The organism is Idiomarina sp. ST20R2A10 (genome assembly GCF_051842345.1).
GTDB lineage: Bacteria > Pseudomonadota > Gammaproteobacteria > Enterobacterales > Alteromonadaceae > Idiomarina > Idiomarina loihiensis.
The window spans coordinates 20586-42019 of record NZ_JBNIEY010000010.1 but is presented as its reverse complement, the minus strand read 5'-3'; the positions used below and the strand labels follow the sequence as shown (position 1 = coordinate 42019).

Below are 21434 nucleotides of genomic sequence, written 5' to 3'. Positions count from 1 at the left end.
AGACACTATGAAAAAGTTATTGATTGCTTTGTCTGTAGTCAGCTGTTTTGCGGCAGCCGACGAAGGTATGTGGATGCCCAAACAGTTACCGGAAATTGCCGATAAGCTGAAGGCGGCAGGTCTGACTATTGACCCTAATGATATTTCTAAATTAACCGAGTTCCCCGCTGCTGCTATTGTCAGCCTGGGCGGATGTTCGGCTTCGTTTGTGTCACCAGACGGGTTAGTGGCAACGAACCATCATTGTGCTTACAACAGCATTGCTCATAACTCGACGCCAGAGAACGATTTGCTCGCTAATGGCTTTTTAGCCAAAGACTTAAGTGCAGAAGTACCGGCGGCACCGGGCAGCCGCATTTTTGTGACTAAAGCGGTCGATGAAGTCACTAATAAGGTGATTGATGCCAGGGTAACCGAGTTAACGGGTAAAGCGCGTCTGGACGCGATAGAAGATAACCAGAAAGCTTTGGTAGCAGAGTGTGAAGAGGACGAAGGGCATCGTTGCACGGTAGCTGCATACTACGGCAGCCTCGAGTATTACCTTATTAAGCAACTGGAAATTAAGGATGTTCGCTTAGTCCATGCACCGGCAAGTGGTGTGGGTAAATTTGGTGGCGATACCGATAACTGGATGTGGCCACGTCACACTGGCGACTACAGCTTTTTACGCGCTTATGTCAGCCCGGAAGGTGAATCAGCGGATTACAGTGAAGACAACGTACCTTATAAACCGGATTACCACTTAACGATAGCCAGTGAAGGCCTGGAAGAAGGTGACTTTGTTATGGCCCTGGGTTATCCGGGCCGCACGAACCGCCACCGGCTGCCGTCTGAAGTAAAAGAAACCTTTGAATGGAGCTACCCTAAAACAGTTGAACAGTTTCAGGATTCATTGGACATTATTGCCCGGGAAACAACCGACGATAAAGATGCGGAGCTCAAGTACGCCAGCCGTGTTGCCGGCCTGAACAATTACCTGAAAAACCGTCAGGGTATGCTGGACAGCTTTGCGAACAGCGACTTGCTGGAACGTAAGCAACAGGAACATAAAGAGCTGACTGAGTGGGTAAACAGCGACCGCACGAAAAAAGCGTTGTATGCCGATGGGCTTAATACCATTGATACGTTGCTACAGCAGCGCCATAAGAAAAGTCGTGCTGATTACCAGCTGAATAATGCAACGCCGCGTTTGCTTTCTGTTGCGCGCGCTGTGCACCGTTTGGCTCAGGAAGGCACCAAACCAGACGCCGAACGCAAAGCTGGTTATCAGGAGCGTGATGTTCCACGCTTCCAGTCATACCTGGCCGGTATGGACAGAAATTTTGACGCTAAGGTTGAGAAGGCATTAGATCTGCACAATCTGAGCAGCTACATGGCACAGCCTAAGTCAGAGCGCGATGCCGCTTTCGATAAAGCTATGGGTCTGCGTGATGGCATGAGCAAGGATGAGTTAAGCGCGTTAATTGATGGTTGGTATGAAAGCACTAGCTTACTTGACCGGGATAACCGCATGGCCTTGTTGGAATACAACCCCGAGCAGTTTAAGCAAAGCGAAGACCCGTTCGTTAAAGCCGCTGTTGCACTTTATCCTTCCGATTTAGAAGATGAGAAAAAGAGCGAAGAACTTTCCGGTAAAATTCAGCAAGCCTACGCTGACTACATGCGCGCAAAAATTGCCTTTATGCAAAGTAAAGGAGAGGCTGTGTACCCTGATGCGAACAGCACGCTGAGAATTACTTACGGTAACGTTGCAGGCCGCGACCATGGTACCGAAGACGGTAATGCCTGGGCACCTTTTACTACCTTGCGTGGTGTAACAGAAAAAGCCACTGGTGAAGGGGAGTTTAATGCGCCGGAAGAACAACTGAAGGCGATTGAAGCGGGTGACTTCGGTCCTTATGAAAAAGCGGATTTAAATTCTGTACCTGTGAACTACCTTGCCACTTTGGATATTACCGGTGGTAATTCAGGTTCTGCGGTTTTAAACCATAAAGGCGAGTTTGTCGGCCTGGCTTTTGACGGCACGCTGGATTCCATTATTTCCGATTGGGATTTCAACCTGGAGAACACCCGTTCTATTCAGGTGGATACTCGCTACATGCTGTGGCAGATGGAATACGTTGACCATGCGGATAATCTGCTGAAAGAGCTGGGTGTTAGTACAAGCCAGTAGTTATTATTTAACGTATTAGCTATAGCAAAACCACCATCGTTAATTTTTAGCGGTGGTGGTTTTTTTGTTGTGCTGGCAGAAGGCGAGCAGGAAGAATAAGATGGTCGCAAAATAGCGTTGTAAAAGTAGATGGTATGCCAATAACAAAAATATCCGCCTTACGTTGCCCGATAGAGCACTCACCTTTGCAGTTGGTGGGTGGCAGCTGGCGTTGTGAAAATGGTCATAGCTATGATGTGGCTAAACAGGGCTACGTGAATTTGTTGCCGGTGCAGAATAAGCGCTCGAAAGACCCGGGCGACAGCAAAGCTATGGTGCAGGCACGGCGGGAGTTTCTGGATCAGGGGTACTACCAACCCCTGGCTCAGGTTCTGGCCGATACAGTGTTCGCACAGGGCGAGCAGGCGGTGCTCGATGCTGGTTGCGGTGAAGGCTACTACCTACGTTACCTGGTTGAGCAGGCGGAACAAAACGGTACTGATTTATGCATGGCCGCTCTGGATATTTCAAAATGGGCAGTGCAGGCTGCGGCAAAACGCGATAAACGCCTGAGCTGGATGGTCGCTTCCAATAACTCTATTCCACTGGACGATAACAGTGTCGATACCATTTTGTGCGTGTTTGGCTTCCCTGTCGAAGCTGAATTTAAGCGAGTTCTAAAGCCCGGCGGGCGGCTAATTATGGTAGACCCGGCTGGTGATCACCTAAAAGAGCTAAAAGCCATTATTTATTCTGAGATAAAAAGTAAAAATGAGACCTTACCGATAACCGCCTCCGAATTTGAACTGATTTCCGAACAACGAGAGACTTTTCCGGTATCACTGACATCGAATGAAGCCATAAAAGATTTACTGACTATGACTCCGCACCTATACCGAAGTAACGCTGAAGGGCGTGAAGAAGCGAAGAGGCTCGAAGCTCTTGATTTGACGGCGGATATTTGGATACGTGTTTTTAGCTACTCAAGCGAGTATCCGATAACTATAAAGGGTAAATGACTACGTACGTTTAAGTGATTTGATAAGGCATAATCATTTAGTTCCTCCTAAGCTTTGTTTCTTTGAAAAGTACGGAAACTAAAAGCATGCCAACAATACTAAGGATTGGTGCTTATCGTTTTTTCTTTTATAGTAATGAAAGCGGTGAGCCTCCGCACATTCATGTGCAGCGAGATAATAAACTGGCAAAGTTTTGGCTGAAGCCTGTTTTAATGAGCAGTTCGGTAGGCTTCTCATCGTTTGAGCTGAGGCGCATAAACAGAATTGTAGTTCAACACAGAGAAGAGCTTCTGGAGGCTTGGGATGAATACTTTAGAAATTGATCGCCATCCTGTTGCAGTGAATGTATCTGTTACCGAGGCAACGCTTGAAGTCGAGTTGGCTGATGGGCGTAAAATTTCTGCACCTATAGTCTGGTTTCCCCGTTTGGAAGCCGCCTCAGAAGAAGAGCGTAGCGATTGGCAACTATTGGGAAATGGTCAGGGCATCCATTGGCCGCAACTGGATGAAGATATTAGTGTGCGAGGGCTTTTAAGCGCCTAAAACATGCGAGCAGTTATCCATTCGACAATAATCACAATATCTAAGGCTGAATGGAACTCTTTATTTGGGAGTGATTACCCTTTTACTTGTTACGATTTTCTGCTGGCACTTGAACAGGGTGGCAGTCTTGGGCTGCAGCGCGGCTGGTTGCCGCAATATGCTGTTGTTTATGATGATAATGACACCATGGTTGCGGCTATGCCGTGGTTTAAGAAAACGCATTCCTATGGTGAGTATCTGTTCGACTGGGCCTTCGCCGAAGCCTTTGAGCGCTATGGTTTTCAATATTACCCCAAGCTGATTAACGCCATACCTTTTACCCCATGTCAGGGACCGCGTTTGGCTATTAGCGAGGGTGTTAACCGCGGCGAAATGTTGTCCATTATTGAGTCGGAGTTGTTAAAGCAACATGACGTCAGTAACTTGCAGAGTTTGTACGTTGAACCTGACTTGAGCCATGCTTTCGCCGACGAAGGTTGGTGGCAGCGTTTTGATATCCAGTTTCTCTGGCAGAACCGGGACTACGGCAGCTTTGATGATTTTTTAGCGGCTCTGGTGTCGCGTAAGCGTAAGACGATTCGCAAAGAGCGGCAGAAAGTATCAGAACAAAATGTGCAAATGGGAACCCTGCAGGGTAATGAGTTAACTGCGGAGTTTTGGCAGCAATTTACTCTGTTCTACCAGCGTACTTATTTAAAACGTTCGGGGCATGGCGGCTATTTAACCCCTGCTACCTTCAAGCTCTGGGCTGAACATTTAGCCGATTATATTGTGGTATTCGCTGCCTACAAAGACGACAACCTGCTGGCTGCTTCTTTGTGTTTTAAAGGAGAAGATACACTTTACGGACGCTACTGGGGCTGCCGGGAAGAGCTTGAATTTCTGCACTTTGAAGCCTGTTATTATCAGGGAATTGAGTTTTGCATAAACCACGGGCTACAGTATTTTGACGCGGGCGCTCAGGGTGAGCACAAATTGCATCGTGGTTTTGAGCCTGTTCTGCGCGAAGGCTTTTACCGTTTTATGGAGGCGCCTCTTAGCGACGCCATTGAGCAGTATTGTCAGGATGAACGCAGTGCGTTACGCGAACACCTGAAAACACTGCAAACCTATCTGCCTTATAAAATCAGCGATTAATACAACGGCCATACCAGCAGTATCATGACCAGCGCAACCGCCGAAACCAGCAGGGACAACGGTAGTCCAAGCCGCCAGTAGTCGCTAAAATTGTAACCCCCCGGGCCCATAACCAATATATTCGACTGGTGGCCTATCGGGGTTAAGAAAGGCACAGCGGCACCAATAGCAACCGCCATTAAAAACGGATCCATACTGGCGCCGAAGCTGCTGGCCATACTGATGCCAATAGGCGCCATCAATACGGCCGCGGCGGCGTTGTTAACTATGTTCGACAGCAGCATCGTAACTATTAGCAGTAAGCCCACGGCAACAAAATCGGGTGACCCCTGACTCACATAAAGCACCGCGTTGGCAATGGTATCGGCAGCACCGCTGCGCTCCAGCGCAGACCCCAGTGGAATTGTCGCTCCCAGCAAGACAATAATAGGCCAGTCTATGGCGTCATAGAGTTCCCGAAGAGGCAGAATATTGGTAATAACCATAAGGCCGGCCGCAAGAGAGAACGCAACCGGCACTGAGATAAAGCCGAGTGCTGCTGCCAGAATCGCTGCCGAGAATATCCCCAGTGGCTGAATCAGTTGTTTTGGTGAGCCCAGTCGCAAGCTACGTTGAGCTAGAGGGAAGCAGCCAAAGCGCTGAAATACGTCATTAAGCACTTCAGCGTCGCCCTGCAGTAATAAAACATCACCCGGCTTAAAGCGAATATTCGCCAGTTTTGTTCCCAGCTTTTGGCCCTCGCGGGCAACGCCCAGTACATTAATACCGTAGCGGCTGCGTAATTTTATGTCGCCAGCCGAGCGGCCGATAAGGCGTGAATCGTGCCCGACAATCCCTTCAATAACGGTAATGTCGTCGGACTTTAAAAAGCGCTCGTCAATTTCTTCCTCGGCGTTAAGCTCAAGCCCTGTTCCGTCAATAACTTGCTGAATGGTCTCCGCGTTGGCTTCAACTATTAATACATCCTCAGGTTTCAATCGCAAGTATCGGGCCGGTGCAGACCAGCGCTTTTCGCCACGTTGTAGTGCAACAATTACAAAGTCCTCTTCGCTACGGTTTTCCAGCTCATAGAGAGTTTCACCAACAAAGTTAGAGCCTTCAGGTACATAGAGTTCGGTCAGGTAGCTACTGACATCGTAAAGTGACTGCGATTTGGATTTCCCAGCTTTTTCTGGCACCAACCAGTGACTTAGCAGCCACATAAAGAGTAAGCCCGCGATGGCGATGCTGAGACCAACCGGAGTAAATTCAAAAATACCGAAAGACTCACCCATAGCCTCGCGACGAATATCGGCAATAATAATGTTCGGCGGCGTACCCACCATAGTAATAGTGCCCCCCAGTAAGGAGCCAAAGGCCATAGGCATTAACACTTTGGAGGGGTTATTGCCACTGCTGCGGGCGAGTTGAAGGGCGACTGGTATCATTATTGCCATGGTGCCTGTATTGCTGATAAAAGCTGAGCAGATCGTAGTGACTGAGGTCAGGGCTATCATCTGTAACCAGCGTTTATCGCCTATGTTTTTCATAGCCGATGCCAGTGCATCGACAACGCCGGAGCGCCAAAGTGCCTGGCTAATAATCAATACCGCCGCAACAGTAATGACAGCAGCGTTCCCAAAACCACTGAACACCTCGGCAGTTGGAACCAGACCAAGAATAGCTGCGGACAATAGCGCCATCATGGCAACCAGGTCGTAACGCCATTTATCTATGACGAAAAGCACCAACATGGCGACTAAGATTATTCCAATAAGCCATTGATCCAGCATGTAACAGGTACCGTTTAGTGTTTAAAGGTTGAAGATTGCACAGTGTTGGGTTTGAAGCAATAGCGTCTATACTGATAAACAGTTCGTAGTCGGAGATCTCGTTGCAGTAGCCTGATGTTTACGTCAGGAACGGCATCTCACCTGACATGAATGTCAGGCTACGAAATTATTTACGGAGACCATAAAAATGAAATACTTAAGCTTAACAAGTGCGGTAATTATTGGTCTGGTGGGAATAAGCAGTGCGCCGGCTAACAGCGATGACCACAAAGACAGTGGACTGGCTAAAGCGGAAATTCAGGAGTGGCAGGTTCCCTGGGAGGATTCCCGGCCTCGTGACCCTTGGGTGCACAATAATACGGTCTGGTTCGTGGGTCAGGGAAGTGATTACGCGGCAACATTTAACCCCGAAACCGAAGAGTTTAAACGCTACGATCTACCCGATGGAGCGGGTCCGCATACTGTTATTGTCGATGATCGTGGCGCTTGGTACACCGGCAACCTTATGAACCATATTGGTTTAATTGATCCGGCTTCAGGCGACATTAAGCAGTATCAATTACCCGGAGATGGAACGCGCGACAGCCACACCATGGACTTCACTAGCGATGGCAATATTTGGTTTACGGTTCAGGCCGGTAACCAAATAGGCTTTCTGGAAACCGATGACGGTGAAATAGAACTTTGGGATGTGCCCACGGATTCGGCCAGGCCTTACGGTTTAATTGTCGAGAACGACAAACCCTGGGCGACGCTCTTTGGTACCAATAAGTTGGCGACTGTTGAAAACGGAAAGCTGCGGGAAATTGAGCTTGAACGGAAAGACAATAGGCCGCGTCGGCTTGGTATGACTGACGACGGTATCATTTGGTATGTGGATTACAACAAAGGGTATGTTGGTAGTTATGATCCGGCTAGCGGTGAGAATAAAGACTGGCGGGCACCAGCTGAAGAAAATTCACGGCCTTATGGTATGGCTGTGGATAAACGTAATGACGTCTGGTTCGTTGAAACCGGTGTGCAGCCGAACCGGCTAGTGGGCTTCGATACCGAAACCCACGAGTTTTCAGAGCCAATTGAGCTGGAGAGTGGCGGCGGTACGGTTCGTCATATGTTCTATGATGAAAATACCGATTCCATTTGGTTCGGCACCGACGCCAACACCCTGGGAGTGGTTCGTCTTGAGTAGCCTGACGTTTACGTCAGGAGCGATATCTCACCTGACATGAATGTCAGGCTACGCCAGATGAAACCTTACATAGGCAGAACTTCTAGTACGGCAACGTAAGAGCCCTGGCGTTTGGTAGCCGGGGCTTCGCCGTTGTCGTCAGCGTATTCTGCTTCTAACCAGTACATGCCAGGCTCATCCAGAGTGAAGGTGACTTCGCCTTTCTCGTTAGTCGTTAACTTGGTTGGTTGTGCCTGGTCACGATAACGCTCACCACCTTTTACTAAGACAATTTCAGTTCCAGCAGCTGCAGTACCATTAATATTAAATTTAAAGGTAATGTTTTCACCGGTGTATAAATCGTTCGGGTGGGTTACTGGTTCAAGTTCCAGACCGCTACCGGTTGGACCCAGGGTGTCATAAGTTGGCGCACCAGAGGTAACAAAGGTTTCAACACGACGTGAGCGTTCACTAACTTCCAACTCTTTAGCGTCCTGAGGAACTTCTTTGTAGAAGTCTTCATTGGTTTTTTGCGCACCACGTGGCGGCCAATACTGACGTTCACCTTCGTCATCCACCCAGCGTGCGGATAAACCTGAGCTGGCTGAATAAATGGTGTAAGTACCTTCTTTTTCCAGTTCAATATCAAATACCGAGCGATACTTACCTTTATGCCCATTTTCTAGGGTCACAGCAGAGCCGTCTGGCGCCATGGCTTTGACGTTATCTAAACCTAGCGGGTAGTGATCTGGATAAAAAATGCCATTGGCTATAGCGGCATCAAAAGTCACCCATTCTGAGTCGCCGGAAACGACGGTGGCGCTGGGTTTAATCCAGACCCGGTGAGCTTCACTGCTGGTGCTGGCAAATAAGGTCAGCACAGCCAGGCTGGTTGTAAGTACAGAAGATAATTTCATGATTAAGGCTCCAGTTTTAATGACACTCGGCCAAGCTCGTGCTCGCCGGTCTCTGAGATGGATATTGGGCTATCGATAGGTAAAGACAATGGCAGGCGCAGCATTTCGCGACCGCCGACTTCGCGCGCGGCTTCTACATACAAGTAATACTGGCCGGGCTCAAGGTCAGGTAGTTTGGTTAATAACGGCGTTAAGTCCACCTTGTGAGTGCCGGGCCGACGTGTCGCACCCGATACACCATCGATAGGCATATCGGCCATACGGCCGCTACGACGCCACCACTGGCGCATGTCTTTAAGCCATTTTTCACCTTCGTTATCTTTTAGGTTAACGTCGTACCAGACCGCAATATCAGCTACCCGTTGGTTGCGTTCATCTGCCAGCCATACCGCTAGGTAAGGTGCGTGATATTCGGCGACTGACAGGCGGGGAATTTCGACATTGAGCTCGTTTTCAGCAGCATGTGCTGATCCCATAACAGCGAACAAAGGAATGATGAAGCCAGCCAGAACCAGTGGCCAGGTGGACTTGCGCCCCTTACTGTATTTTTTCAAAAGTAATAACCCCGTAATTGTGAATAAAATGCTGGCAACGGCAAATACGTCAATGAAAAGGCTCCAGAGAAAACCGGTATTGCGGGCTTTGTGGAGGTCATTGAAATAGGCAATCCAGCCGCGATCGGTGGTTTCAGAATAAAAAGCACCACTGGTTAAATCGACGCTGAACCAGCTGTCCCCGCCAGGGCGAGGCATGGCGACGTACAATTCGTAGTCACTCCATTCGATTTCGGCATTTGAACTGATGCTGTTTTGCGTCTTATCTTCGTACCAGCGGTGGAAAAAAGTTGGTAGAGCGTCAGTCCCTGAAGCATTCGCCAACCGGTCCAATTCCGTTTGTGGGAGAGAGCTTTCATGGCTTTCGACGCTGGGTACGGATTCTATCCAGCCAGCATGGTTTAGCGTTATACCGGTGACTGAAAACAACAACATGCCAATGAGGCAAACGGCAGAGCTTATCCAATGCCAGTCTTTTAAAGACCACCCTCTGCGGCCACCCGAGCGTCGAGCCATTAACTTTTCTTCCTTTACAAACAAGAGTGAATGTATCTTATATAAAAACCGTTCTCATTTGCAACACTTAATGATAAAAATTCTCATTTAGATTTAGTTTTTTTATGTTATTATGCGCACAAAATCGCCAATGAGGAATTGTTATGAGAAGTATCATTGCGGAAAAAGTGACTCAGGTACGCCACTGGAACGACACCCTGTTTAGCTTTAGAACCACACGCCAGCCAAGCTTTACCTTCGAAAACGGTCAGTTTGTAATGATGGGACTGCAACTGGAAGACAAGCCTCTGCTCAGAGCTTACAGCATTGCCAGTGCAAACCATGAAGAAGAGCTTGAGTTCTTCAGTATTAAAGTGCCGGACGGCGCTTTAACGTCGCGCCTGCAACATATTCAGGTGGGTGACGAAGTGGTGTTGTCGACACGCCCTACCGGGACGTTAGTACCCGGGCACTTACTGCCAGGAAAAAACTTGTATTTGCTCAGTACCGGCACCGGTTTAGCGCCTTTTATGAGCGTTATTAAAGACCCTGACATTTACGAACAGTACGATAAAGTCATTTTGGTTCACGGTGTGCGCTGGGTTTCTGAGTTGGCGTACCAAAAAGAAATCTCTGAGATTCTGCCAAACAACGAATACTTTGGTGATTGGGTGCGGGAAAAACTCATTTATTACCCGACAGTTACCCGCGAGCCATTCCGTGATGAAGCGCATCAGCAACGTATTACCGATTTGCTGGAGTCGGGTACCTTAACTAAAACCATTGGTATGCCAGATTTGAACCCTGAACACGATCGCTTTATGTTGTGCGGTAATGACGCTATGCTTCAAGATCTGATGGTTATTCTCAATGAACGAGGTTTTAGTAAAGCAACGTCACGTAAACAAGGCAGCTACGTGATTGAGCAGGCTTTTATTGAAAAATAAAGAGTATTGAGAAATAAAGAGTATTGAGAAGTAGAGAGTATTGAAAAATAAGCAGGTGTATGACCCAGGAGCAAAGTAAAAAAGCACTAGTGGTAGAAGGTGGCGCCATGCGCGGTATCTTCGCTGCTGGAGTGCTGGACGGTTTTCTTGAAACCGGACAAACCGACTTTGATTTTGCAATTGGGGTGTCGGCAGGTTCCACCAACCTGATTGGTTTTCTTGCCGGCGACCACGGACGTAACCGTAAAATTCTCTTACAGCATGCGCTGCAACCAGAGTTCTTGAACTGGCGACGCTTTTTAAAAGGCGGACATTTTTGTGATGTGAGCTGGCTTTGGCACGCTTCGTTTGAACAAGTGCCGCTGAACACCCGCCATTACCTGGAGCAGAACCGACCTTTATACGTTGTAACAACCAATGTCGATACAGGGTTTCCGGTGTATACCAGGGTGACAGCCGATAACTTACACGAACTATTTCCTGCTTCCTGCGCTATTCCGCTGGCTTACCGTGAGTTTCCGGCCGTTGGTGGAGCGCCTATGACGGATGGCGGACTGGGTGATTCTATTCCGGTGATTAAAGCCTATGAAATGGGTGCGCGGGATATAACGGTTATTTTGTCCCGGCCGCGAGGCTTCCGAAAGAAGATAAGACCCCTGCCTAAGTTTACTAAGCGCTTTTTTAAACACCATCCTGCCTTATTTGACGCAGTAGCCCGACGTTCGGCAGTTTACAATGACGCTATTAACTTTATTGATAACCCTCCTGCGGACTGTAAAATGACAATTCTGGCTCCGCCGGAGGATTTTCCGGTAGGACGTTTCACTCAGGATAAAAAGCTGCTGGAGCAAGGTTATGAAATGGGAAGAGCCGCCGCATTGGCAACAAGTTCTGCGTGATGTCCGTGCCTGTACCTTATGTGAACCAGAGCTGCCGCTTGGTGCCCGCCCCGTTGTTCAGTTGCATCCTAAAGCCAGAATTCTAGTTGCCGGACAAGCCCCCGGGAAGCGCGTCCATGCCTCCGGTAAGCCTTTCGATGACCCCAGTGGCGACAGGCTTCGTCAGTGGATGGGCATTGATAAAGACACTTTTTACAATGCCGAAGAACTGGCTATTATTCCTATGGGTTTTTGTTATCCGGGCACCGGTAAGTCCGGTGACTTGCCTCCCCGCCCTGAATGCGCGCCAACCTGGCGCGAGCAAATACTGCAACAGCTACCCAATTTAGAATTAACACTGGCTATTGGTCAGTACGCACAACAGTGGCATTTGCAGGAACCTAAGCGCAGCCTGACCGAACGTGTCAGAGACTGGCGAAGTTACTGGCCGCAGTTATTACCATTACCTCACCCCAGCCCCCGCAACAATATCTGGATGAAGCGTAACCCATGGTTTGAAACTGAGGTTATTCCGGAGTTAAGGCAAAGAGTGAAAGAACTGCTTTGACTTTTACAGGGCAAGTCGATAATTTTAGAGGCTTAACTTAAACGCAGCGGGCACGGATAACCCTGATGAAATTACGACAATGGCGCATCTTGCACCGCTGGTTATCTCTTCTTTTTGGCCTGCAGTTAGTGGTATGGAGCATTAGTGGCGCCTATATGGTGTTCTTTGATTTAAGCTTCATTCACGGCGACCATCTGGTGAAAAAGCTTGAGCAACCTATAGCTGAGAACACGTTAATTTCGCCGGTAAGCTGGGTCTTAGAGCAACATCCGCAAGCCACATCGGTGCGACTTATGCGCCAATGGGTAGATGGTTCTTTGCAGACGGTTTACCGCGTTGAAAGCCAAACCGGTACGCAATTGCTGAGCGCTGAATCTTTGGAATCGGTCACACTTGATCGAATGGATATTGGCTATATTGCGCGTCAACACTACACCGGTAACGAAGAGACAAAAGCCCAGGTTAGCTATATCGAAGACCGGCCGCCGGGTGAACTTAACCCCGCTTTGTTACCCGTATGGCGAGTAGACTTTAATGATTTGGCCGGTGCTACCTTGTACTTCTCGGCGACAACCGGGGAGCTGGTGACCAAACGGCATAACTTCTGGCGACTGTTCGACTTTTTCTGGATGCTTCACATAATGGATTACCAAGACCGAGTGGATATTGAAACCTGGTGGTTAAAGGCGTTTAGCATAGCGAATATACTTTTTGTGATAACTGGCACGGCTCTGCTTTACTTCCATTTCCGGCCGCGTAGAAAAAGCAGGCGAGCTGCATGAGGTATGTGCGTAAACTGCATCGCTGGCTGAGTCTGGTTATTTTTATACAAGTGCTTATCTGGCTGGTCAGTGGCTTGTACTTCGGCTGGGTGGGCCACCAGAGTCTGGCCGCTCATGACTACTTTCAAAGCGCTCCTAAAGCGCCGGTCGGGTCTGTTTTTTACCCTGAAAACGCCCTAATTGAGCGCTTCGATAACATTAAAAGTGTGGAAATACGCTCAATTTCGGAAACGGCTCAGTACCTGGTTCTGACAGTTGATGGCTCCAGACATTATGTGAATGCCCAGACCGGCGAGCGCTGGCAAACCTCCGCGCCGCTGGCCGCAAAACTGGCACGACAAAGCTATAACGGACCAGGCTCGGTCAAAGAAGTACAGGCTGTAACGGGCAGTGATGAAATTATTGACTGGAACAAGCCCGGTTATAGAGTCACTTTTACCGATGACATTCATACGCGAGTGTATGTTGACGCTGCCTCGGGTGAAGTGGTCAATCACCGCAATAACAATTGGTGGCTAAGTGACTGGATGTTTCGTTTACACTTTATGGACTACAGTGGCGAACGCGATTTTAACAGCTTACTGAACATTATTGCCGCTACCATCGCGTTATGGTTTAGTTTGTCAGGCTTAATTTTACTCGGGCGCAGCTTAAAACACCGGCAGTTATTCTAAAGCTGTCGGTTACCACCAACGCCCGGTTTTACGACAATAGCTTTTGTAAGCTTCACCAAACGTTTCAGTTAACATACGTTCTTCCGGCAGAATTTGAAAGCGGTGCATATAGGCCACATATAACGCCAGCCCCCATAAAGAAAAGACACTTCCCAGAAACACACCCCAGGCCATAAGCAAAAAGAAAAAGCCTAAATACATTGGGTTACGTGTTCTTTGGTATATTCCGGTAGTGACAAGTTCGGTGCTTTTGTTCGGAGCGCGTGGGTCTACCGTGGTTTGTGCTCTGCGAAACCCAATAACGCCGAGCAGGGGCAGTAAGACCCCTAATGCTAATAGAAAAATAGCTGCGGCGTGCTGGCCGACATAAAATTGGTTAAAGGCCTGCGTATAGTGAGCCGTTAACCACATTAAACCGGCGACTATGGCAACAACCAGCAAAGGTGGTATTTTGAGTTCAAGTGATTTCATGGCAAAGTGGCGCCCCTTTTAGCGAAGACAAGAAATATGACGACCGATACCCATCAGATTATTGAGCAAACCCGGCATTGGGTGCAACAGCTGATTGTAAAGTACAACATCTGCCCTTTTGCACGCCGCGAAGTTGAGCGCAAGAGTATTCGCTACAGTGTAGCTGAAAATCGCAAGCCACAAGCTGTTTTACAGCAGTTACTGGATGAAGCTAAGCACATGGATACCATACCTGAAACCGAAACTACGCTGTTTATTCTGCCGTCGGGATTTGAAGGGTTTTACGAATTTCTGAATTTGGTTGATGTTGCCGATGCTTTGCTTATTGAGGAAGGTTACGAGGGTGTGTATCAGCTGGCGCACTTTCACCCCGACTACTGCTTTGAGGGCGAACCTCAGGACGACCCGGCAAATTATACCAACCGTGCCCCCTATCCAACCTTACATTTATTGCGTGAGGCCAGTATTGAAGAGGCTCTGAGAGATTATGACGACCCTGAATCGATTCCTGAGCGCAATATCGAATTTGCCCGACGTAAAGGCGATGGATTTTTCAAAGCAATCTTGCCAGTCTAGAGTGTGAGTTGTTGCTACACTATTAGTAGTAATATCACATTAATTAGCATTGCTTGCTCTGTCGAACCATAAAGTGATGAGGCGTCATGAAAAAACATCATATTACTCATAGAATTATTGAACAGCTACCCACTATGGTGGCTTATGTCGACAGAGACAGGCTTTTTCGCTATGTAAATACGTCGTATGCGGCGTTCTTTGACCTGACCCCTGAGGAAATGCTGGGCAAGCCGTTAACCGATGTACTTAGCGAAGAGTCTCATCAACGCATAAAGCCCAATCATGACCATATTTTTGCCACCGGCGAGAAAATGGAGTTTTCAGACTCTGTCACTTTTCGTAATGGGCATAAATGCTTCTTAGATATTCGTTATCTTCCTGAATTTGATGAGCAAGACAAGGTTACTGGTATCTACGTGCTTGTCGAAGATGTCAGTGACTATTACGCATCGGTTGATGTTATGCGCACGATTCATGAAGTTATTCATAAGCGTGGGCGGCGCATTGACCCGGCTTCTATTGATGAACTATTAAAAGTGGGCGTTGACTATTTAGGTGTTGATATCGGAACTGCCAGCTCCATTCAAAACGGCACATATACCATTGAGTGGGTGCAAACAGCGAAGCTGGATTTTTCCGCCGGCGTGCAACTACCGCTGGCAACCACCTATTGTTCGGTTGTGCTTAAGGCTAACCATCTTATTTATACCAATGACGCATCACGAGATTCACGGTTTAAAGAGCACGCGAGTTATCAAACTTATGGTTTGGAGACTTATATAGGTACGCCACTTATTATTAATGACCAGGTGTGGGGAGTTCTGGGTTTTGCTCGTAAAAACAAAAGGGCTGAGCCTTTTACTGAACTTGAAATTGAAATGGTGCGAATGATGGGCACCGCGCTGGAAACGGTTATTGCGGAACAGAAAATTCGTTCCGATTTAATCCGTCAGCGCGACGATATGGCACTAATTGCTTATACCGATGCACTAACCGGGTTAAAAAATCGCTCAGCTGGCATGGAAATACTTGAACAGAGCCTGGTTCGTCAACATGGCGGGCAGGGGTTTGTCGTTTCGGTTATCGACTTTGACCACTTTAAAACCATTAATGATACCTATGGCCACGATATTGGTGACAAAGTATTAATTGCAGGCTCTGAAGCTATGTCAGCGGCGGTTCGTAGCAGTGACAGTGTGGTTAGAGTGGGTGGCGAAGAGTTTATGGTGGTACTTGCTTATGCCGACCATGAAAGTGCCGTACAGGTATTGGAAAGGGTGCGAGCGACCGTTGAGGAAACGGTAGTTACCCTGGATTCAGGCGAAATCATTAATCCGACGGTCAGTATCGGTGCGTCAGAAAGCCGCGCTGATGATGATGTTTCCAGTATCTACAGAAGAGCGGATCAGGCGCTGTATAAGGCTAAGCGAGAAGGTCGTAACCGTGTTGTCTGGGCCAGTGAAAGCGATGTTTAAACTTATTATGAAAATAACTTGGTAAATGGTTTGACTCGCAGTGTAATAAGCGTAGACTGCGAGGGGTCGGATAGATAGAAAGACAGTTAGTTAAAAAACTCCACTTCGTTGACCTATTATTATTAATACCATCGTCCTGTAGTTCTAAGTTCTTATTATTACCCGCACCATCGGTCTAAATGACCACATACTTAAAAGTTACAGGAAGATATATTATGTCAGAGAAAATTACTGGTTCAGTAAAATGGTTTAACGAAGCAAAAGGCTTCGGTTTCATCGAACGTGAAAACGGCGCAGACGTTTTCGCACATTTCAGCGCTATTTCTAGCGACGGTTTCAAAACCTTAACTGAAGGCCAGCGCGTTGAGTTCGCAGTAACTCAAGGCCCTAAAGGTCCTCAGGCTGAAAACATCGTAGCGCTTTAATTACGCGCCTCGAAGTCTAAAAGGGCAACCCTCGGGTTGCCTTTTTTTGTGCCTGTAAATCGGTGTAAATGAGCGATCTAAACTAAGCCTTTGTTACGTAAACTCAGACACGAAACACTCATGGAGGTCGATGATGAAAGTAGCAGTGATAGGCGCAAATGGAAAAATTGGTCAGCATTTAGTTGAACAGATGCAACACGCAAAAAAACATGAAGTGATTGCAGTAGTGCGTAAGGAAGAGCAGCAAAAAGCCTGGGAAGGCCGCGGAGTAACGGCCAAATTGGGTGATTTAGAAGGCCCCGTCGCAAAATTGGAAGAGCTGCTTCAGGGCGTTGATGCCGTGGTATTTACGGCAGGTTCTGGTGGAAGCTCTGGTGACGACAAAACCTTATTAGTCGACCTGGACGGTGCAGTGAAAACCATGGAAGCAGCGGAATCTGTGGGCGTAAAACGTTTTGTTATGGTCAGTGCCTGGCAGTCGAACAACCGTGAAAACTGGGCTGAAGCTCTGCTTCCTTACTATGCCGCCAAGCATTACGCTGACCGCGAATTAATGCGCACCAAACTCAACTGGACCATTGTACGTCCGGGGGCCTTAACCGACGAAGAAGCCACCGGTAAAGTGGTTGTTGGTGAATCGTTGGCACCGGGGTCAATCCCACGCGAGGATGTTGCCAGTGTGCTACGTCGTTGCCTGGATGAAAGTGGCACTGAGATGAGAGCTTTCGACCTAATGGCTGGCGAAAGCGAAGTTGATCATTCGTTACAGTCGATGAAAGAAATGGCTTAGCACCTCAATAGTCCGTTCAGTTTTCGCCGGTATGTTGTCTTTAATAGGCAACACGGCGTGTACACTGTACGGACTGCCTTCCCACTCTGGCAACAAACGCAGTAAGCGCCCACTCTCAATGTAATGTTTAATTTCCGGCTCCGGAAGTAGCGCATAGCCAACACCATCTAGCGTCAACTGGACTACCGTCTGCATGTTGTTCAGCAGCACCTTAGGCTTGGGGAAATCCTTGTTGGGTAAGCTGGGTATGTGCCCAATAAAACAACCTTCGGGTAAATCTTTAAAGCTTTTTATCAAGTTTTTAGCCGCAGGATGCTCAGCAGCAATACAAGGGATCAGGTGCCAGTCAGCCAAATGCCTGGCGTATAAGGTTGAATCGGCTAGCGGACCAATGCGAATTGCCAAATCTGCCCCCGAGGTAATGAGGTCAATAGGCTCATCGGTCATATGCAGCTGAAAGCTCACGTTAGTAAACTCTTGCTGCAGCTGTTTTAAAGGTTCGCTTAGCAAACCTCCGCCAAAACCCACGGGCGCAATAATTTTTATTTGCCCCTGCGGCTGATTCGTCAATTGATCCCAGCGCTCTTGGTTTTTCGCTGCAATAGACAACATGTCGAGGCACGATTGATAAAAAACCTGACCAGCTTCGGTAAGTGAAAGCGAACGGGTATTACGGTGAAAAAGCGAAATTCCGTTGTCGTTTTCCAGTCGCTGCAACTGCTGGCTAATAGCGGACACTGTCATATGCAGTTCATTTGCAGCGGCACTCATACTGTTGAGTTCTACCGTACGGGTAAAAGCTTTTAATGATCGAATCATTTTCGGATTCATGTTTTAAGTCCTGCTAAAGAAGCTTTCAATATTTTTGAAATTGCTGATTCCATGGTACCAGTTAAAATCGCTAATGAAAATAATTCGCATTTATAATTCATTAGGGGATGAACATGAATTGCAGTATCAGCGGCTTAAAATTGAGCATTTTAGCATTAACTGTAGCATCAGCAGTAGGCGTGGCTCAGGCTCAGGAGCAAGAAAAGCCTAAAAGAAAACATCATAAACATAAAGATATGGAAGTTATGGTGGTAACGGCGTCAGGTGTTGCTCAGCATTTGAAAGAAGCGCCCGCTTCAATCTCCGTTATTGACAGAAGAGAGCTTTCTCAGCGTTTTTATAAAGACTTAACCGACGCCATGACTGACGCCCCGGGCGTTATCGTGACCGGCGGAGGTGATCGCCAGGATATTAGCCTGCGTGGTATGGGTGCCGACTACACATTGATTTTGGTCGACGGCCAGCGCCAGAGCTCGCGTGAAACCCGTCCAAACAGTGATGGCCCCGGCGTTGAAGGTGCCTGGACACCGCCGCTGGCGGCAATTGATCGCATAGAGGTTATTCGCGGACCTATGTCGTCTCTCTACGGTTCGGACGCAATAGGCGGTGTTATCAATATCATTACCCGTAAAACACCGGAAGAATGGCGCTCGGAAATTCGCGTTGATGGCACCTTGCAGGAACGTTCAGAGTCAGGCAACAGTTACCAGACCAACTTGTTCACCTCCGGCTCGTTAATTAAAGACACTTTGGGCATTCAGTTGTCGGCCGGTTATACGCGTCGTCTGGAAGATGAAATTGTTTCTGGCTACCGGGATAAAACCGCAGAAGACGCCGACTTAAAACTGGCTTACACACCAAACCGCAACCATGAAATTTTGTTTGAAGTGGGTACAGCTCAGCAAAGCATTGACGCTTCTGTCGGCAAAACCATTGAGCCGCTGGCGCCGGGCGAGGAATGCGGTCGTCGTGGCTGCCCGGAGTCATCAACCACTGAATATGATAATACCAGCGTGTCCATTGCCCATAATGGTCAGTGGGGTATGGTGGGCGCCCGCAGTTATTTAAAGCGCGATGAATATGAAAACAAAGCGCGTATTATGACCATTAAAAACACCGATTTTCAGAGTCACTGGAACGTACCACTGCTTGAAGAGAGCTCTATGAATCTTGGCGTGGCGTACCAAAAGGAAGAGCTGGAAGATTTAACCAGTAACCAGATAAGTGATCGTAACCGCATTGAAGGCTCGCAATGGTCCGCCTTTGCAGAAACCGCCTGGCCAATATTCAATGACTTTAACCTGACGACTGGTGTTCGTTACGACGATGACGACATTTTTGGTGGACACTGGAGCCCGCGAGTGTACGGTGTTTATACTCTAAGCGATGCCACAACCATTAAAGGTGGTGTTTCTACCGGGTTCCGTGCGCCAAGCCTGCGTGAAACAACCGCTGACTGGGGACAAGTCAGCCGCGGCGGTAACGTTTACGGTAACCCGGATTTAGAAGCTGAAACGTCGACCAACTACGAGTTAGGGTTATACACAGACTGGGGACGTCGTAGCTCAACCTCAATTACCGTGTTCTACAATGAGTTTGACGACAAAATCACCCGGGTAGACTGTCCTGAAAGCATTTGCGATGCAGGGCCTAATCAATTTGGCTCTATGCCAACCACCCGAATTAACATTGATGAAGCCGTTACTCGCGGTATTGAAATGACTTTAAGTACGCATTTCAGCCGGGAGTGGTCACTGAAAGGTAACTATACCTACACCGACTCTGAGCAAAAATCGGGTGAATATAAAGGTGAGCCATTAAACCAGCTACCTAAGCACTTAGTACAAACCTCACTGAACTGGAAGCCAGGTAAGCGCTGGAACAGTTGGTTGCGTGTGCATTATCGTGGTGAAGAGAGCCAGCCGACAACCGGGCCTTCACAGGGCTCTCTGGTCGCGCCGTCTTATACACTGGCGGATTTTGGTGTGAACTACTTTGTTACGCGTGACTTAAAGCTGGCTGCGGGTGTTTACAACTTATTCGACAAGGAAATTGGTGTAGAAGAGTACGGCTATGTTGAAGACGGCCGACGCTTATGGTTGTCAGCCGCCTATAGTTTCTAAACCCTTATAGAATGTTGTTTAAGGCTATACCGATACCAAAGCGAGTCTGCTTGTGATTGTAGTCAATCAGGCTCTCTCCGTAACCGGTGAAAATTGAGGTATAGCCAATAAACTTCCCGCCAATAGGGAATGTCCAGTTAAGCTCTGCCGACCCTCTGCCGGTATCCACGGCATGGCGGAGCCTGAGAATGTACTCGAAGTCACCATCGTTATAGGCGGTGGTGAATTCATAGTCACCCACGTAATCGGTAATATCCGGGTTGTCGTCACCACTCGATTGCATGGGGTCTGTTTTGGCGTCTTCCTGAAAACGTAACCAGGGTTTCAGCGAGAAAACGAAGCGGCCTTTTTCTACCACAAATTGCATGTAACCGCGGTTCCAGCTGCGTGACAATGGCTGGCTACGCCCATTAGACAAATGCTCTAAACCGAAAACTAACGCGGTATTGGTACCAAAAGGGTGCCAGCCGGTTGAAGTGGCATAAAAAACCTCGGGCATGTAGTTGGTTTCGCGGAATGGTTTAGAAATATTACTGGAATACACCTGCCACCAGGACTGCACGGTTAAGCCAAAAAACAACTGGTCGTCTTCAAACAGCAAACTTTCTTTGTTAAAAGGCACTTTGAAACTTAATTGGAACTTTGCTTCATAGTCTTCCAGGTTCTGCTCGTAACCTTCAACATCGGCATATTGCAGGCGGTTAATGTTGTTCGTGGTAATAACGGGTAATAAATAGTTACGACGGTGCGGTGTTAATACATAAGGGTCAAACTGGGTAACTTGTTCGCTTTTCATGCGGCTGGTTAAAGCACCGGGGTCTTCAACCGCATCGACTTCCACTATATCTTCGTCATTCTCAGCTGACCGCAGTTGTTCTTCGCAGGTAGAGCGAATATCCGCAATGGTGGCGTCAGCCTTAGTGTTGTTCATTTCATCCAGCAGACATTGCTGCATATCAGACAGTTCTTGCGCCTGGACATTAACCGCCGCTAGTGCGGTAACTCCCGATGCAATTATCCAGATCCATTTTTTCATAAGCGCAAGCTTCCTTTATTAAGACTCCTTGTACTATAGCGTAAGAAGGGTGTTTAGATCACACGTTTACAAAATAGGGTCAGAAGAAATTTTTCTGACCC

Annotated in this window: 22 protein-coding genes; 16 read left to right on the top strand and 6 right to left on the bottom strand. The window is 48.0% G+C overall.

Going from position 1 to position 21434, the window contains the following annotated elements:
* The first annotated feature begins 7 nt into the window (after positions 1-7).
* From ACP7H9_RS12255 to ACP7H9_RS12235, 5 genes are all read left to right on the top strand, one after another.
* Entirely contained in the window at positions 8-2173 is a 2166-nt protein-coding gene (locus ACP7H9_RS12255) for a S46 family peptidase (protein WP_439222839.1), read from the top strand.
* Between the two features lie 134 nt (positions 2174-2307).
* On the top strand, positions 2308-3171 hold the full coding sequence (locus ACP7H9_RS12250; RefSeq protein ID WP_153850207.1) for a putative RNA methyltransferase: 864 nt from the start codon (positions 2308-2310) through the stop codon (positions 3169-3171).
* An 86-nt stretch (positions 3172-3257) separates the two neighbouring features.
* Complete coding sequence (locus ACP7H9_RS12245) at positions 3258-3494, top strand: DUF4160 domain-containing protein (RefSeq protein WP_153850206.1); 237 nt, start codon at positions 3258-3260, stop codon at positions 3492-3494.
* Entirely contained in the window at positions 3475-3714 is a 240-nt protein-coding gene (locus ACP7H9_RS12240) for a DUF2442 domain-containing protein (protein WP_114982310.1), read from the top strand. The genes ACP7H9_RS12245 and ACP7H9_RS12240 overlap by 20 nt, the downstream gene beginning before the upstream one ends.
* A 3-nt stretch (positions 3715-3717) precedes the next feature.
* On the top strand, positions 3718-4851 hold the full coding sequence (locus ACP7H9_RS12235) for a GNAT family N-acetyltransferase (protein ID WP_439222838.1): 1134 nt from the start codon (positions 3718-3720) through the stop codon (positions 4849-4851).
* Here the strand turns inward: ACP7H9_RS12235 and ACP7H9_RS12230 are convergent.
* On the bottom strand, positions 4848-6623 hold the full coding sequence (locus tag ACP7H9_RS12230) for an SLC13 family permease (protein ID WP_011235729.1): 1776 nt from the start codon (positions 6621-6623) through the stop codon (positions 4848-4850). The two genes, ACP7H9_RS12235 and ACP7H9_RS12230, sit on opposite strands and share 4 nt — an antisense overlap.
* Positions 6624-6810: 187 nt before the next feature.
* Between ACP7H9_RS12230 and ACP7H9_RS12225 the strand changes: the two genes are divergently transcribed.
* Positions 6811-7812, top strand: coding sequence for a Vgb family protein (locus ACP7H9_RS12225; protein ID WP_439222837.1), 1002 nt, complete (start codon positions 6811-6813; stop codon positions 7810-7812).
* Between the two features lie 65 nt (positions 7813-7877).
* Here ACP7H9_RS12225 and ACP7H9_RS12220 read toward each other — a convergent pair whose 3' ends face one another.
* Both ACP7H9_RS12220 and ACP7H9_RS12215 read right to left on the bottom strand, forming a co-directional pair.
* The gene (locus tag ACP7H9_RS12220; RefSeq protein ID WP_439222836.1) at positions 7878-8708 is read right to left on the bottom strand and encodes a DUF4198 domain-containing protein; all 831 of its coding nucleotides are present in this window, start codon (positions 8706-8708) and stop codon (positions 7878-7880) included.
* A 2-nt stretch (positions 8709-8710) separates the two neighbouring features.
* A complete protein-coding gene (locus ACP7H9_RS12215) occupies positions 8711-9778 on the bottom strand; it encodes a PepSY-associated TM helix domain-containing protein (RefSeq protein ID WP_439222835.1) in 1068 nt (355 codons plus the stop codon).
* 143 nt (positions 9779-9921) lie between these two features.
* Between ACP7H9_RS12215 and ACP7H9_RS12210 the strand changes: the two genes are divergently transcribed.
* From ACP7H9_RS12210 to ACP7H9_RS12190, 5 genes are all read left to right on the top strand, one after another.
* Positions 9922-10704: a ferredoxin--NADP reductase gene (locus ACP7H9_RS12210; protein ID WP_153850201.1), complete on the top strand. Its 783-nt coding sequence runs from the start codon at positions 9922-9924 to the stop codon at positions 10702-10704.
* A gap of 59 nt (positions 10705-10763) precedes the next feature.
* A complete protein-coding gene (locus ACP7H9_RS12205; protein ID WP_439222834.1) occupies positions 10764-11603 on the top strand; it encodes a patatin-like phospholipase family protein in 840 nt (279 codons plus the stop codon).
* Complete coding sequence (locus ACP7H9_RS12200; RefSeq protein WP_414019235.1) at positions 11560-12150, top strand: uracil-DNA glycosylase family protein; 591 nt, start codon at positions 11560-11562, stop codon at positions 12148-12150. Before ACP7H9_RS12205 ends, ACP7H9_RS12200 begins: the two co-directional genes overlap by 44 nt.
* Positions 12151-12215: 65 nt before the next feature.
* A complete protein-coding gene (locus tag ACP7H9_RS12195; RefSeq protein WP_439222833.1) occupies positions 12216-12932 on the top strand; it encodes a hypothetical protein in 717 nt (238 codons plus the stop codon).
* Positions 12929-13606, top strand: a complete 678-nt coding sequence (locus ACP7H9_RS12190; protein ID WP_273025444.1) for a PepSY domain-containing protein — start codon at positions 12929-12931, stop codon at positions 13604-13606. Before ACP7H9_RS12195 ends, ACP7H9_RS12190 begins: the two co-directional genes overlap by 4 nt.
* 9 nt (positions 13607-13615) lie before the next feature.
* Here ACP7H9_RS12190 and ACP7H9_RS12185 read toward each other — a convergent pair whose 3' ends face one another.
* Entirely contained in the window at positions 13616-14077 is a 462-nt protein-coding gene (locus tag ACP7H9_RS12185) for a methyltransferase family protein (RefSeq protein WP_273025443.1), read from the bottom strand.
* Positions 14078-14113: 36 nt separating this feature from the next.
* On the opposite strand from ACP7H9_RS12185, the gene ACP7H9_RS12180 reads away from it, so the two are divergent.
* The 4 genes from ACP7H9_RS12180 to ACP7H9_RS12165 all read left to right on the top strand — a co-directional run bounded on the left by ACP7H9_RS12180 (position 14114) and on the right by ACP7H9_RS12165 (position 17343).
* Complete coding sequence (locus ACP7H9_RS12180) at positions 14114-14653, top strand: DUF1415 domain-containing protein (RefSeq protein ID WP_273025442.1); 540 nt, start codon at positions 14114-14116, stop codon at positions 14651-14653.
* Between the two features lie 86 nt (positions 14654-14739).
* Positions 14740-16128, top strand: coding sequence for a diguanylate cyclase (locus tag ACP7H9_RS12175; RefSeq protein ID WP_273025441.1), 1389 nt, complete (start codon positions 14740-14742; stop codon positions 16126-16128).
* 215 nt (positions 16129-16343) lie between these two features.
* The gene (locus ACP7H9_RS12170) at positions 16344-16553 is read left to right on the top strand and encodes a cold-shock protein (RefSeq protein ID WP_011235717.1); all 210 of its coding nucleotides are present in this window, start codon (positions 16344-16346) and stop codon (positions 16551-16553) included.
* A 130-nt stretch (positions 16554-16683) separates the two neighbouring features.
* Positions 16684-17343: an SDR family oxidoreductase gene (locus tag ACP7H9_RS12165; RefSeq protein ID WP_227016385.1), complete on the top strand. Its 660-nt coding sequence runs from the start codon at positions 16684-16686 to the stop codon at positions 17341-17343.
* On the opposite strand, the gene ACP7H9_RS12160 is transcribed toward ACP7H9_RS12165, so the two are convergent.
* Positions 17317-18174, bottom strand: a complete 858-nt coding sequence (locus ACP7H9_RS12160) for a LysR family transcriptional regulator (protein WP_114982322.1) — start codon at positions 18172-18174, stop codon at positions 17317-17319. The genes ACP7H9_RS12165 and ACP7H9_RS12160 overlap by 27 nt on opposite strands.
* Before the next feature lie 113 nt (positions 18175-18287).
* On the opposite strand from ACP7H9_RS12160, the gene ACP7H9_RS12155 reads away from it, so the two are divergent.
* Positions 18288-20297 (top strand): ligand-gated channel protein, encoded by a 2010-nt coding sequence (locus tag ACP7H9_RS12155; protein WP_114982323.1) that lies wholly within the window; start codon positions 18288-18290, stop codon positions 20295-20297.
* Between the two features lie 4 nt (positions 20298-20301).
* Here the strand turns inward: ACP7H9_RS12155 and ACP7H9_RS12150 are convergent, their stop codons facing one another.
* Positions 20302-21333, bottom strand: a complete 1032-nt coding sequence (locus tag ACP7H9_RS12150; protein ID WP_011235713.1) for a phospholipase A — start codon at positions 21331-21333, stop codon at positions 20302-20304.
* Positions 21334-21434 lie beyond the last annotated feature (101 nt).

What these genes read in the sequence shown, in the direction of transcription:
- ACP7H9_RS12255 (WP_439222839.1), top strand. Translation starts at nt 8, where the DNA reads ATGAAAAAGTTATTGATTGCTTTGTCTGTAGTCAGCTGTTTTGCGGCA.
- ACP7H9_RS12250 (WP_153850207.1), top strand. Translation starts at nt 2,308, where the DNA reads ATGCCAATAACAAAAATATCCGCCTTACGTTGCCCGATAGAGCACTCA.
- ACP7H9_RS12245 (WP_153850206.1), top strand. Translation starts at nt 3,258, where the DNA reads ATGCCAACAATACTAAGGATTGGTGCTTATCGTTTTTTCTTTTATAGT.
- ACP7H9_RS12240 (WP_114982310.1), top strand. Translation starts at nt 3,475, where the DNA reads ATGAATACTTTAGAAATTGATCGCCATCCTGTTGCAGTGAATGTATCT.
- ACP7H9_RS12235 (WP_439222838.1), top strand. Translation starts at nt 3,718, where the DNA reads ATGCGAGCAGTTATCCATTCGACAATAATCACAATATCTAAGGCTGAA.
- ACP7H9_RS12230 (WP_011235729.1), bottom strand. Translation starts at nt 6,623, where the DNA reads ATGCTGGATCAATGGCTTATTGGAATAATCTTAGTCGCCATGTTGGTG.
- ACP7H9_RS12225 (WP_439222837.1), top strand. Translation starts at nt 6,811, where the DNA reads ATGAAATACTTAAGCTTAACAAGTGCGGTAATTATTGGTCTGGTGGGA.
- ACP7H9_RS12220 (WP_439222836.1), bottom strand. Translation starts at nt 8,708, where the DNA reads ATGAAATTATCTTCTGTACTTACAACCAGCCTGGCTGTGCTGACCTTA.
- ACP7H9_RS12215 (WP_439222835.1), bottom strand. Translation starts at nt 9,778, where the DNA reads ATGGCTCGACGCTCGGGTGGCCGCAGAGGGTGGTCTTTAAAAGACTGG.
- ACP7H9_RS12210 (WP_153850201.1), top strand. Translation starts at nt 9,922, where the DNA reads ATGAGAAGTATCATTGCGGAAAAAGTGACTCAGGTACGCCACTGGAAC.
- ACP7H9_RS12205 (WP_439222834.1), top strand. Translation starts at nt 10,764, where the DNA reads ATGACCCAGGAGCAAAGTAAAAAAGCACTAGTGGTAGAAGGTGGCGCC.
- ACP7H9_RS12200 (WP_414019235.1), top strand. Translation starts at nt 11,560, where the DNA reads ATGAAATGGGAAGAGCCGCCGCATTGGCAACAAGTTCTGCGTGATGTC.
- ACP7H9_RS12195 (WP_439222833.1), top strand. Translation starts at nt 12,216, where the DNA reads ATGAAATTACGACAATGGCGCATCTTGCACCGCTGGTTATCTCTTCTT.
- ACP7H9_RS12190 (WP_273025444.1), top strand. Translation starts at nt 12,929, where the DNA reads ATGAGGTATGTGCGTAAACTGCATCGCTGGCTGAGTCTGGTTATTTTT.
- ACP7H9_RS12185 (WP_273025443.1), bottom strand. Translation starts at nt 14,077, where the DNA reads ATGAAATCACTTGAACTCAAAATACCACCTTTGCTGGTTGTTGCCATA.
- ACP7H9_RS12180 (WP_273025442.1), top strand. Translation starts at nt 14,114, where the DNA reads ATGACGACCGATACCCATCAGATTATTGAGCAAACCCGGCATTGGGTG.
- ACP7H9_RS12175 (WP_273025441.1), top strand. Translation starts at nt 14,740, where the DNA reads ATGAAAAAACATCATATTACTCATAGAATTATTGAACAGCTACCCACT.
- ACP7H9_RS12170 (WP_011235717.1), top strand. Translation starts at nt 16,344, where the DNA reads ATGTCAGAGAAAATTACTGGTTCAGTAAAATGGTTTAACGAAGCAAAA.
- ACP7H9_RS12165 (WP_227016385.1), top strand. Translation starts at nt 16,684, where the DNA reads ATGATGAAAGTAGCAGTGATAGGCGCAAATGGAAAAATTGGTCAGCAT.
- ACP7H9_RS12160 (WP_114982322.1), bottom strand. Translation starts at nt 18,174, where the DNA reads ATGAATCCGAAAATGATTCGATCATTAAAAGCTTTTACCCGTACGGTA.
- ACP7H9_RS12155 (WP_114982323.1), top strand. Translation starts at nt 18,288, where the DNA reads ATGAATTGCAGTATCAGCGGCTTAAAATTGAGCATTTTAGCATTAACT.
- ACP7H9_RS12150 (WP_011235713.1), bottom strand. Translation starts at nt 21,333, where the DNA reads ATGAAAAAATGGATCTGGATAATTGCATCGGGAGTTACCGCACTAGCG.